This window comes from Microcoleus sp. AT8-A3 (genome assembly GCF_036705675.1).
In the GTDB taxonomy this organism is placed as follows: Bacteria; Cyanobacteriota; Cyanobacteriia; order Cyanobacteriales; family Microcoleaceae; genus Microcoleus.
The window spans coordinates 18814-30783 of record NZ_JAUBVD010000069.1 but is presented as its reverse complement, the minus strand read 5'-3'; the positions used below and the strand labels follow the sequence as shown (position 1 = coordinate 30783).

14 protein-coding genes and 1 tRNA gene are annotated in these 11970 nt (G+C 45.6%); 5 read left to right on the top strand and 10 right to left on the bottom strand.

The genetic code is table 11. The features are described from left to right. Window positions 1-605: 605 nt before the first annotated feature. Entirely contained in the window at window positions 606-1688 is a 1083-nt protein-coding gene (locus tag QUB51_RS26465) for an ATP-dependent 6-phosphofructokinase (RefSeq protein WP_333052682.1), read from the bottom strand. A gap of 310 nt (window positions 1689-1998) precedes the next feature. After that, a complete protein-coding gene (locus tag QUB51_RS26460; protein ID WP_333052315.1) occupies window positions 1999-2241 on the bottom strand; it encodes a hypothetical protein in 243 nt (80 codons plus the stop codon). A gap of 137 nt (window positions 2242-2378) precedes the next feature. Between QUB51_RS26460 and QUB51_RS26455 the strand changes: the two genes are divergently transcribed. After that, window positions 2379-2885, top strand: a complete 507-nt coding sequence (locus tag QUB51_RS26455) for a hypothetical protein (RefSeq protein ID WP_333212447.1) — start codon at window positions 2379-2381, stop codon at window positions 2883-2885. Between the two features lie 552 nt (window positions 2886-3437). Then, window positions 3438-4256, top strand: coding sequence for an FkbM family methyltransferase (locus tag QUB51_RS26450; protein WP_333052320.1), 819 nt, complete (start codon window positions 3438-3440; stop codon window positions 4254-4256). A 188-nt stretch (window positions 4257-4444) separates the two neighbouring features. Here QUB51_RS26450 and ygfZ read toward each other — a convergent pair whose 3' ends face one another. From ygfZ to QUB51_RS26435, 3 genes are all read right to left on the bottom strand, one after another. Continuing rightward, complete coding sequence (ygfZ, locus tag QUB51_RS26445; RefSeq protein ID WP_333263945.1) at window positions 4445-5512, bottom strand: CAF17-like 4Fe-4S cluster assembly/insertion protein YgfZ; 1068 nt, start codon at window positions 5510-5512, stop codon at window positions 4445-4447. 98 nt (window positions 5513-5610) lie between these two features. Beyond that, complete coding sequence (locus QUB51_RS26440) at window positions 5611-5994, bottom strand: hypothetical protein (RefSeq protein ID WP_333052324.1); 384 nt, start codon at window positions 5992-5994, stop codon at window positions 5611-5613. Window positions 5995-6186: 192 nt separating this feature from the next. Beyond that, window positions 6187-6258, bottom strand: a tRNA-Val gene (locus QUB51_RS26435). 72 nt (window positions 6259-6330) lie between these two features. On the opposite strand from QUB51_RS26435, the gene QUB51_RS26430 reads away from it, so the two are divergent. After that, a complete protein-coding gene (locus QUB51_RS26430) occupies window positions 6331-6921 on the top strand; it encodes a metal-binding protein (RefSeq protein WP_333263942.1) in 591 nt (196 codons plus the stop codon). A 6-nt stretch (window positions 6922-6927) separates the two neighbouring features. After that, entirely contained in the window at window positions 6928-7755 is an 828-nt protein-coding gene (gene mazG, locus QUB51_RS26425) for a nucleoside triphosphate pyrophosphohydrolase (RefSeq protein ID WP_333212442.1), read from the top strand. A gap of 123 nt (window positions 7756-7878) precedes the next feature. On the opposite strand, the gene QUB51_RS26420 is transcribed toward mazG, so the two are convergent. The 3 genes from QUB51_RS26420 to QUB51_RS26410 form a co-directional block, all read right to left on the bottom strand. After that, window positions 7879-8280 (bottom strand): helix-turn-helix domain-containing protein, encoded by a 402-nt coding sequence (locus tag QUB51_RS26420; RefSeq protein ID WP_172192721.1) that lies wholly within the window; start codon window positions 8278-8280, stop codon window positions 7879-7881. 92 nt (window positions 8281-8372) lie between these two features. Continuing rightward, window positions 8373-8744, bottom strand: a complete 372-nt coding sequence (locus QUB51_RS26415) for a hypothetical protein (RefSeq protein WP_333263939.1) — start codon at window positions 8742-8744, stop codon at window positions 8373-8375. Between the two features lie 250 nt (window positions 8745-8994). Next, on the bottom strand, window positions 8995-9480 hold the full coding sequence (locus tag QUB51_RS26410; RefSeq protein ID WP_293336342.1) for an allophycocyanin subunit alpha-B: 486 nt from the start codon (window positions 9478-9480) through the stop codon (window positions 8995-8997). Window positions 9481-9952: 472 nt separating this feature from the next. Between QUB51_RS26410 and rlmD the strand changes: the two genes are divergently transcribed. Continuing rightward, the gene (gene rlmD / locus QUB51_RS26405) at window positions 9953-11365 is read left to right on the top strand and encodes a 23S rRNA (uracil(1939)-C(5))-methyltransferase RlmD (RefSeq protein ID WP_333212439.1); all 1413 of its coding nucleotides are present in this window, start codon (window positions 9953-9955) and stop codon (window positions 11363-11365) included. Window positions 11366-11394: 29 nt separating this feature from the next. Here rlmD and QUB51_RS26400 read toward each other — a convergent pair whose 3' ends face one another. Next, window positions 11395-11703: a type II toxin-antitoxin system RelE/ParE family toxin gene (locus QUB51_RS26400; RefSeq protein WP_333263935.1), complete on the bottom strand. Its 309-nt coding sequence runs from the start codon at window positions 11701-11703 to the stop codon at window positions 11395-11397. Next, window positions 11700-11969: a type II toxin-antitoxin system ParD family antitoxin gene (locus QUB51_RS26395; RefSeq protein WP_333298355.1), complete on the bottom strand. Its 270-nt coding sequence runs from the start codon at window positions 11967-11969 to the stop codon at window positions 11700-11702. Before QUB51_RS26395 ends, QUB51_RS26400 begins: the two co-directional genes overlap by 4 nt. Window position 11970 lies beyond the last annotated feature (1 nt).

Genomic DNA, 11970 nt, shown 5'->3' with positions numbered 1-11970 from the left:
TTGATTCCACGGATAAATCACGTGGCGGATACCACATGAAGAAATTCTTGGTCAATCGATTTTAGATTTTAGATTTTGGATTTTAGATTGACTTGCGCGAGATAAATGCGGGGGCTGGAGGATTTTCGATTTTCGATTTGGGATTGATTCCACGGATAAATCACGTGGCGGATACCACATGAAGAAATTCTTGGTCAATCGATTTTAGATTTTAGATTTTGGATTTTAGATTGACTTGCGCGAGATAAATGCGGGGGCTGGAGGATTTTCGATTTTCGATTTGGGATTGATTCCACGGATAAATCACGTGGCGGATACCACATGAAGAAATTCTTGGTCAATCGATTTTAGATTTTAGATTTTAGATTTTAGATTGACTTGCGCGAGATAAAAGCGGGGGCTTGAGGATTTTCGATTTTCGATTTTGGATTGATTCCACGGATAAATCACGTGGCGGATACCACATGAAGAAATTCTTGGTCATCACCTTGGTTTTTTTACGACCATACACTAGCTTAAAACCCTCAGTCTCGGTTAAAAAAGCCGGTTTCTTGGTTCTGAGTGCGTCCCCGACTAAATCTTTGAGAAATCGGAGGGGTAATTGTTTAGTCCCCTAGACAAATCCCTAAACCGCGGGCCGTTTTAACCAGAGTACCATCGAAGTCTACAGGTCTGTATTTGGCGATCGCATCTTCCAGAGGAACGCTCACAACTTCCCGCTTTTGCCAAGATACCATGCAGTCGTATTTCTCTTCGGCAATTAAATCAACTGCTGCGACGCCAAAAGCAGAAGCAATTAACCTTTCTAGCGATGAAGGAGTTCCTCCGCGTTGAATATGCCCCAAAACAGTGACGCGAGTTTCTGCACCGCTGCAGTCAGAAATTGTATCAGCTAAATACTGACCAATTCCGCCTAATCGACTTTGACCTAAGCGATTTGTTTGCATTACTAACTCGCCTTCTTCAGTGCGAACTGCCTCCGCTACTATAATTAAACAGTAGTTTTTTCCCCGGTCTTGGCGTTCTTGGATTTGGGCACAGATTTTGGAAATTGTGTAAGGGATTTCTGGAATCAAAATTATATCAGCTCCTCCAGAAATTCCGGCACTGATCGCAATATGTCCAGCGTCGCGTCCCATGACTTCGACAATCATGACGCGACTGTGACTTGCGGCAGTAAAATGCAAGCGATCGAGTGCTTCAGTGGCAATATTTACCGCAGTATCAAAACCGATAGAACGCTCGGTAATTCCAACATCATTATCAATAGTTTTAGGAATCGCAACTAAATTCAAATTACCTTGTTGAGCAATCTTCCTGAGAATGGCAAGACTACCGTCGCCACCAATCCCAATTAAAGCATCCAAACCTAATTGATGATAGCCTTCGATAATGTCGTCAGAACGATCGCGTAGAGTGCCATCAGGCATCGGGAAAGCAAAAGGGTCGCCCTTATTTGTCGTGCCTAGCATCGTACCGCCAATGGTGAGCCACGAGTCTACTTTCTCAATATCCAAAGGAATTGCTGCAGGGGGACGACTCATCAATCCGTTGGTGGCTTGACGAATCCCCATCACTTTCCAATTGTAAGTTCCCGTTGCGCGGTAGACAACGGCTCGAATAACTGCATTTAAGCCTGCACAGTCACCTCCGCTGGTGAGGATACCGATACATTTTTGTTCTCCCATAATTGCCCGACTTTTGTTCATCAGAACATGAGTTGATATTTTTAGATCCCGATCGTCCAATCCTGATTTTTGACGTAAATAGGTAGGCGAAAATAAACTTTACTCTGTAACAGAATGTAAAGCTATCATAACTTTTGTGATTGCTTTGATAAGATATCGCTCCTTTGGGGAGCGTTTCACTCGTTTTTGACTACTTATGTATTTTCAAGCTTCATCGACCTAATTGAGTGCCTCATCTCTGAAGCATTCCACAAGTTCGATCGCCAACTAAGTAGCATCGCCAATCACCGTCTCCAACAAAACATCAATTTTACTTGGGATTGAGGCGTTTAGAAACTTGGTTAATTATACCGCTGAGAATAGCACCACCCATAAGAATTCCCAGGGCGGGATTAAATACGGGCTGCCAGAGACTGTACCACAAATCAAAACCGAGATTCACCCCGGTCGATCGACCCGCTACTGCGATCACAAACCACCCAAAAATGGCAAAGACGAAAAACACATCAGCTACTAAAATCAAGTTGAGAAAGTTAAGAAATTTATCTTTCATTGTCGAGGGTTCCTTTTGAGTGTATATGTGTCAAGTTTTGGCAAGCGATTGGTAGTCGAGCGGATTGATAGCTGCAACTGGCGATCGAATAAAGATAAAATATCATTCAATTGTTTTCGCGCACAGGCTGTCAAAATATGGTTCGCTATACACTTCCTCAAAGCCCCGAAATTATTTTAACTGTCAAGGGGAAAGATTCAGCCAAAGCCCGGGAAGAAGCGATGGATCGGCTGATGGATCTCATGGATGAGGGCAAGCTGCCTACGGAACTCATGGAGGGATTTGGGCCCAAACAGTTTGTTGAAGTTAAGGATATCGAAGATGCTGCGTCTGACGGCGAGGATGCGATTACTGAAGCCGTCCAGATTTTGAGCAATTTGGCAAGTCTCAAATTGAAAGTGATGGAATCCCGCGAAGAAGCACTAAAAATCCGGGCTGCGATCGACATTTTGTTTACAGATGAGGCTGTGACTGCCGAAGAAATCGCCAGCCTCAAAGACGGTTTCAAGGTTCTCAAAAACTTCGCTCAAGCTAACGTTCGCTATCGAGATGCTAGGAGTAAAGCCGAGTCAGCCCGTGCAATTCTCGACGAAGCTTTGCAATCTGTCGAACCGGAAAACAAGGCGCACAAATCCGCGAAATAGTAGCAGGTTACATGGAAACTCACATCTTGCACCATTCTCAAGAACAGGCCGTCCAGCTTGTTCCACAAGAAAATTTACTATAGCAATCCCAAATCATTTGTGTAATTATTGTAGGGGCAAACCCCCCGTGGTTGCCCCATGAGGCAGGGTAGGCAGTCTTAGCACTACCCCTACATCTTTTTACTCCTGCAAGGATTGCTATATATATATTGTGGAACAGGCCGAAAAGCCTGTTCCTAAAAAGCTGATTGACAATGGTGCAACATCTGAGTTAAAACCTATTTCTGTCATTACGATCCGAAACGAAGAAATAGCAAACCTCGGCGATTGCTTCGTTTCTTTATTCAAACATACAATATTCGGACATACAATAACTCGGCTGCAAGACATACTACAGCGGATTCCAGGTTTATAAAGTACACCCCAGAAACCGGGTTTCTTCTGGATTTCTCGCCAAAAACCGGTTTTATTCAAGAAACCCGGTTTCTCTGTACTTCACTTACCTGGAAAGTGCTGTATTAACTTTATCCACATTGAAATCTGGAAAAAATTGTGAACCAACAACAAACAGGAATTCTCAGAAACTCGATGTCAGGCAGCTTGCTGCTGGCTAAAGACTTAGGTTTTCAACCAAGAACTGTGATTGATGTCGGTGCCGCCTTGGGAACTTTTAATCTTTACGAAACTTTCCCCGATGCGCGACATTTGCTAATTGAGCCAATCGCCGAAAATGAACCTTATCTGGCCAAAATTTGCCGCAAACTCAAAAGTGCAGAATACATTATTGCAGCAGCTACCAAAGAATCGGGAGTTTTCACCCTCAACGTCAGTCCCGGTATGGTGCATTCTTCACTTTCTGAAAATCTCGTTACTGACAGCAGCAATCCTTATGTGAGAAACATACCAGCCATTACCTTGGATGGAATATGCAGGGAAAGAAACTTGCCAGGCCCGTATTTAATTAAAGTTGATGTAGACGGACAGGAATTAGATGTTTTAGCAGGAGCAACTGAGATTTTGCAGCAAACTGAATATGTAATTGTAGAAGTTACATTGTTCGGTCAGATGTATGATGTAATGAGTTTTATGAACTCCCAAGGATTCGCAGCTTATGATATTGTTGATTTGTCCTATCGCCCGATTGATAAGGCGTTGTGGCAAGTTGATATGGCTTTTGTTAAAGAATCGGGTCAATTTAGAAGAGAGAAAGGTTTCGCGACAGGAGAGCAGGATCTCGAAGCACTTAACTCGCATCTCAAAGCTTATCGGGAAAGTTTCATCAAACACATTGACACTCATTACAGCGACCCAGTAGAGCCGGAACCGCAGGTCAATCAAGCTGTTTTGGGCGAAGATTATGTCATAATTTAATCAGCTATTGTGCATTTAAACTGCATACTTGGGGCAGCGTCGGAGCAACGTCCCACAAGAGTTTGATTATTTGTTGACCTGCAATTTAAATACTGATCTAGCTTATGATGTCCAGTAGAATACCCCCTATAGGTTCGTAGTGAGGAATTCAATCTATGAGGAATAAAGTCCTCACTACAAACCCAAGCTTACAAACTTAAAAAAGGCAGGTTTACTACTTCCCCGGTCATTTCTCCTACCTGCACTTTCAGCCCTTCGCCCCCCGCTTTTGTGCGGATGTAAGCCAGACCAAAAAAGCCAGATTCAGTTTCCGTAAAACTGGTGAGTTTGCCGACTTTTTCTTCTCCGATTGTGACTGCTGTTCCGGGTTCAACAGCACCGCTCAACTGCACGCCCCAAAGTTCTTGTTTGACTCCTTTGTAGGTGTTCAACCGGGCAATTGTTTCTTGACCGATGTAGCAACCTTTGTCATAGGTAATCGTGTGTAAAAGGCGGGCTTCTAAGGGGTTGTAATCGTCTGTGAGTTCAAAATCGGGGGCGGGGCGTCCTTGTTCGATTCGCAGTTGTTCCCAAACTCGATCGCCCATCGGTACGGCCCCAGCTTTGACTAATTCCTGCCACAAGTTGGCTGCATCGCAAGCTTGTGCAATTAACGTGTATCCGGGAGTTGCTAAACCGCTACCAACCGCAACTCGAACCCCCCCTTCGTAAGGGGGGGAAAGAGGGGGGTTTTTTATCAATTTGTGAGTAGCGTAAGGTTGATTTTCGAGTTCGGTAACTCCGATTTTTTCTAATAGTTGAGTGCTTTCCGGGCCGAGGAGACTGAAAGCAACAGTTGTATCGGTTAAATCTGTTAACTCGACTCGATCCATTGGGAAAATATAGCGATCGAGCAATTCCAGTAGTTGGCGGCGGCGGTTGGGCGAAACTAACAGCAGTACGGCATCTTCTGTAGCGTAAGCGGTGGCGAGGTCGATCGTCCGGGCGGTGGATGTGACGAAAACTGTGTCACAACCTTGACCGGGTTTGAGTATATTAAAGTTATTGGTACTTTGATTGTGCAAGAACCGCAGTCGATCGCTGTCTGAGATTTGAATGCGTCCCCAGTGAGTGCGATCGTACAAAGCTACACCTTGTTTCGTTGCTGCGATCGCTTCTGCGTCGTTACCAAAACTGACTGGGACAATTTCTTTGGTTGTTAACTCTGCAAAAGTAGCACCGGTGGCTGCTTGAATGTCGTGCAATTGCTGAATCATAAGATTTTGTTGACTGTTAACTGTTGACTGATAACTGATGACTGTTGACTGTTGACTATTAACTACTACTTTCCTGTCAACTGACAACTGACAACTGACTATTTGTCCAAATTAGCGAATATTTCTTGGATTAATTGGCTGGCTTTAGCATCAAGACGATTCCAATCTACATCGCCAGTCTCACCATCAATCAAGCTAGTATCAATTACAACTTCTTGGCTTTGGATTTGACTGTGGGCGGGCTGGTAGTTGACAAAGCAGACTCGATAGCAAAGTTCCCAAATATCGACACATCTTTGCTCGCCTTGAAGCTCTAAAAGTAGTTGATAGCCAGGAATGGGAATCTGGACTTCTTGATAAGTACCCGTCCAAACTGACTCCTCTAATTGTTTGCGGATGTTGTCGATCACTCGGATCATCGCTGGCTGCATGAGCAGTTCAGCTTGCTGCCACGCGATCGGGCTAGTTATTTTAGGCTTCATATACAAGGTTCTAAAAAAGAAAATCAATAAATTAATTTTCTAGCATTGGGTGCCAACTTTTGAGACATCCGCCCCAGAATGTTAAATTTAGTTGTCACCCAATTCAACAGTCAACCCCCAAGAGCAACAGCAACAGCCGTTCTCGGCTTGACGGCTAAAAACGGCTGAAACTTTTGATATTGAGTTATCGGATGGGTAATGTAGGATTTGAACCTACGGCATCCTGCGTGTAAAGCAGGCGCTCTACCACTGAGCTAATCACCCAATTGCACTCACAAGGATTTATCATATCACAGTAACTCAGAAAGATCAAGTAAAAAAAATCCTAAACTTTAAATGCCCTCTGGCCGCACCCACGATCAAATAACCATGTGGAGTTTGCCCTTGGTGGCAGCCCTCACCTTTGGCCAGACGAGCAGCAGCAACCTGACTTTGCTCGTTTCCGGCAGTTTCTTATTCGGCGGGCTGATGTTTGGCCCCGACTTGGATATCTACTCCTGCCAGTATCAGCGCTGGGGATGGTTCAAACCAATTTGGCTCCCGTACCAAAAAAGCCTGCGCCACCGCTCTTTTTTGTCCCACGGCCCTCTGATCGGCACTGCTTTGCGAATCCTGTACCTCGCTATCTGGATCGCGGTTCTCGGAGTGTTGGGATTGGCAATTGCCGAAAAAGTCGGAAACTTCGGCTGGAATTGGCAGGATGTGGTTTTGAGTTACGGGCGATCGATCTGGGAACACCACATCGAAATTTTAGCCGTTTACATCGGTCTAGAATTGGGCGCTATGAGCCACTATCTGAGCGATTGGGGCTGCTCGGCTTACAAAAGATTAAAAAAGAAAGGATTGAGCGGGTTGCGGCCTCCTGGGACAATTAAGAGGCGCAAACGCCAACCTACCCGCCGCACTTCCAGCAAATCTAAAAGGTAAATTCCGATGTCTAATTCCCACAATCGATCGCTCACAGCACTCGAAGAACTTATAGAAGTTGTAGCTAAATTGCGATCGCCCGACGGCGGATGTCCTTGGGATTTAGCTCAAACTCCCCAAACTCTAATTCCTCACATAATCGAAGAAGCTTATGAAACCGCCGATGCGATTCGCAAAGGAGATAAAGATGCGATCGTCGAAGAATTGGGCGACTTACTGTTACAGGTAATTCTGCAAGCTCAAATTGCCAGCGAATCCAATCAGTTTACCTTCGCCGAAATAGCTGCGGGCATTACAGAAAAACTAATTCGGCGACATCCCCACGTCTTTGGCGATGTCGAAATCAACAGCGTCGATGAAGTCAACGAAAACTGGGAAAAAATCAAAGCAGCAGAAAAAGGCACAACATCGGAAAAGCCGCCAACTTTAGCCTCGAAAATGAGCCGTTATGCCAGCACTTTGCCGCCAATAGCCGCCGGGATGAAAATCTCCCAAAAAGCTGCGGAAGTGAGTTTTGATTGGGACAGTGTAGACGGCGTTTGGGATAAATTTCACGAAGAAATGGCAGAATTTGAGCACGCTCTCAAACACGAGGATCAGGCAGCGCAGCAGTCAGAATTGGGAGATATTATGTTTGTGTTGATTCAATTAGCTCGCTGGTACGATTTAGATCCGTCGGCTGCTTTGCAAGGAACAAACGATCGTTTCGTGCAGCGGTTTGCGAAGGTAGAGGCTGCGTGCGATCGACCTTTGTCAGATTATGCCCCAGAAGAGTTAGAATCTCTGTGGCAGCAAGCTAAAGCTTTAATTGCTAAACAAAAGGGCGATGCGTAATATCAAATCCGTGGGTATCAGAATGATTAATCTCTCTCTTCTCTAACTCTGCGCCCTCTGCGCCCTCTGCGGTTAAAAACTCCCAATCTAACTAATTTTCTTTAATCAGACATCAAAAATCAACTACTCGTAGAGCTTCGCGTCATTGTACGGCGGATGTTCGCACGCGATGTAAAGCGCATTTGTCGGTTCCAGGGCTTCCCCAGTCACCGGATCGATCGGCTTGAGGACAAAGCATAACAGAGAGAGCGATCGCCAATCCAAATTATCCAGCTTCCCACGTTCGTAACGGTTGACTGTTGCGGCACTGATACCCACATCTTTGGGTACGGGTTGATTTGTAGCTGTGAACAGCGCCTCTTCATATCCCTTGGTTTTGAACTCTGTTTCGCTGACAGACCAGCCTGTTGTCTGTCTTGCTGCTTTTAAAATCTTCCCCAAACGCATCCGCCCCGTTTCAGTGAAGCGAACGGGACGCAATTCCTGCTCTTTGTCTACCACAGCTTTGTTAGAGAGTCCTGACATTTTTCCCACCTACGTTAACTCTCAAACTAGCACAGCATCAATGATTGAGGGTTGCACGAGCAACATCTGAGCTGAAGAAGTTTAAATTAATTTCATTGCACTTGTGCAATAAGAGTCTGATATAGTAATATGTAATTGACTCTAAACCGAACTTGCCTCTCAACCCCTGAGTATACAGCCATGACACCACTGTTTCGCCACATCCAACCCTCGAAAAAGCTCCGCATCACCGTCAGGTCGTAGGCGTAAGCCGGGGCGTAGCCATCGCCCAACTGCTCAAAATCAGCCAAAATCAAATTAAGCGAGTCGAATCCTGGGCTTTCGTGGTTTTCGTGCACCGGCGGGACAGAGGCGGACAATTTCTCAGCTACCGGAAGCTGGAAGAATGGCAAAATGCGATCGCCCATCACATCCAAACCTGCCCCACTCTTGGAGAACTCTCGCAGCTCAAAACATCTATTCACTACGACAGCCGGAAATTCAAAAAACAATGTCTCCCAAAAACACTTGACTTTTTAAATCAAATGTGCATTGAAAGACAAGACATTCTCGAAATCTGGGAAAGCTCAAACTGCATTGCTTCCTAGCAGAAATTAGGCAGATTTCCTTGCCCAAAACAGAAGCGAAACATTTGCGAGCAATTGCGAGATCGAATCACCCCAAAAATCACCCGCGAATGCTCCGCCACATTCATGAAAGCGATCGCCAAAGCAATTAAGACATTGCCTGAGCAATATAATCAAAATAAGGAGCTGCTTCCTTAGCATCATCCTGATTGAGCAAAGCCAAAGAAGCTTCCTTCAAACAGCGGATAGCTTCGACCATGCCAGGAACAGGAACGCCCAGAGAATTATACATTTCCCGAACGCCAATCAAACCGATGCTTTCGATCGGCTCCTTGTCACCCGCCAAGATACCGTAGGTAATCAGGCGCAAGTACCAGCCGTAGTCGCGCAGACACAAAGCCCGTTCGCGTTGGCCGTAAGCATTGCCCCCAGGAGAGATAAAATCAGGTCGTTTTTTCCAGAGTTTTTTACTAGCTTCTTCAACAATTTTCTTCTCACTGTCAGACAGCGCAGTAGCAATACGCACCCGCTGTTCTCCGGTTTTAAAGAAATCATTGATACTTTGGAGTTCGCCGGTACTGGGATAACGAAGTTCGTCGTCGGCTTGGAGAATAAATTGGCTAACTACGCTCATTGTTATTCAAATTTGAGGATAACATTAATAAACATTCCCATCTTTTAGCGACGGGATTCTTGGTTCGCAGACTTGCCTTGCTCCTAACATTTATCAATCCTAGAAGTAGAGGGTAAATCTCCCCAAGCGTTATGCTTGATGTTCAAGCCAGTTTCCTTGTGTTCCAGGGTACTGCGGGAAAAACTCAAAAATTGCGAGTGAGAGTTTGGATGTCAGCAGACAGTTGGACTGTTTAACGAGTTTTTGCTACATCGCCCCAACAGCATATCGCACCGACGGGATCGAGGCAACTCGCGGCAAGCTCGACTCCCCGGTTGAAGCTTGGCTTTAGCAGCAAGACGTTCAGCAGCAGGAAGACAGCCTGCAATTGAGCTTGAGTGCGACGGCTTACGCCCCGCTTCTTCGCTACGACTTATCTCAGGAAAGAGAGAGCGATATTGCATTACCATATTAAATCCTACCACGACTACTTGTGACCAAATCTAAATTCCCCACCCCAAACTCGACGAAATTGGCAAACCCTTGCCAGCAAGGTCAACTGATTGAGATAGAGATTACCGACTTGACAGACACCGGCGACGGAGTTGGTCGTTTTGGTGAGTTAGTAGTGTTTGTGCCCGATACCGTGACGGGCGATCGAGTCCTTGTGCGCCTCGTCCAAGTCAAATCCACCTATGCTACAGGCAAGCTGGACACACTTCTCGAAACCTCCGAACACCGCATCCGAGCTAACTGCATTGTCGCCGACAAGTGCGGCGGCTGTCAGTGGCAGCACGTAGACTATCAATATCAGCTTGCAGCTAAGCAAAATCAAATCATTCAAGCCTTAGAACGGATTGGCGGGTTTAGCAATCTGCAAGTTGATGAAATTTTAACTGGAAAAATCGAGGGATTTCCTCAATTTTTGGGATACCGCAACAAAGCGACTTATCCCGTGGCAATATCTGCAACAGGTCAAGTCCAAGCAGGTTACTATCAAAAAAGCACCCACAAATTAGTCAATCTCAATCAGTGTCCGGTGCAAGATCCGCGCCTCAATCCTTTGTTAAAAGAAGTCAAAGAAGACATCCACTGGCGGGATTGGCAAGTCTACGACGAAAAGAAACATACAGGAGAATTGCGTCACTTATCCTTGCGGATTGGACGGCGCACCGGCGAGATGCTGCTAACTTTAATAGTTCGCACTGGAGAGTTGCCGGGACTCGAAGTGCAAGCATCCGAGTGGCTGAAACAATATCCTCAACTGGTAGGGGTTTGTTTGAATATAAATCCCGATCAAACTAATGTGATTTTTGGTGCAGAAACTCGCTGCATTGCGGGTCGTTCTTATCTGCGAGAAAGATTTGCTGGGATGAATTTTCAGCTCAGAGCCGATACTTTTTTCCAGGTAAATACAGAGGCTGCTGAAGCGCTGTTAGAGGTGATGGTAGGGGAATTGAATTTGCAGGGAAATGAGGTTTTGATTGACGCTTACTGCGGAATTGGTACTTTTACTTTACCCTTGGCAAAACAAGTAAAAATAGCGATAGGTTTAGAAGTGCAACCGGCGGCGATCGAACAAGCCAAATTAAATGCTGAGTTAAATGACGTGAGAAATGTCGATTTTCAGGTGGGAACTGTAGAGAGTTTGCTGCCTTCCTTGGGATTGACACCGGATATTGTGCTGCTAGATCCGCCGAGGAAAGGGTGCGATCGCGCGGTTTTGGAAGCTATCAAGGAAATTAAACCAAATCGTATTGTTTATGTTAGCTGCAAGCCGGCTACTTTGGCTCGCGACCTGAAGATTTTGTGCGAAAATGGGGATTATAAGTTAGCGCGAGTGCAGCCGGCGGATTTCTTTCCTCAGACTTCTCATGTTGAGTGTGCGGCTTTTTTGGTCAGGTGAATGAAAGGGCGATCGTTGTTTAGTTAAATTCAATCATCAGCATCGGCGAAGAGGGCGGATAAATCTCGATAACCACTGACAACTCGAAAGATTTCTACATCTTGTCCGATCGGCATATAGAGGATGAGATAGTTGTCTATGGAGAGACTGCGAAGCAAGGGTAAAATTTCGTCTCTTTGTCGTCCAATATTGGGAAATTGAGCAATTTTGGCGAATTTAGCGTCAAGATTGCTTAAAAAGCGATCTGCTCGATCGAGTCCTGATCGACTAGCGATGTAGTCTGCAATTTGCTCAATGTCTTGAATTGCGGGTTGGGTGAGGCGAAATTTTGGACTCATGTTTCTTTTGAACTGTAGCGCGATCGCAAATTAGCTCGAATTTGTGCCATTGCGGCTGCACCGTCTACGACTTCACCGCGTTGGGATGCTTGCTGGCCAATCTGTGCGTCTCGTTGGAGTTCTTGCAGTCGTCCTTGATAAATGTCTTGCTGTTGTTCGAGTAGTTGAATGGCTGCAAGGATAACGTCGATCGCGCTGTTGTATTTGCCGCTGGTGAGTTGGCGCTGTATGAGGACTTCGGCTTCAGGTGGCAAAACAATTTGCATG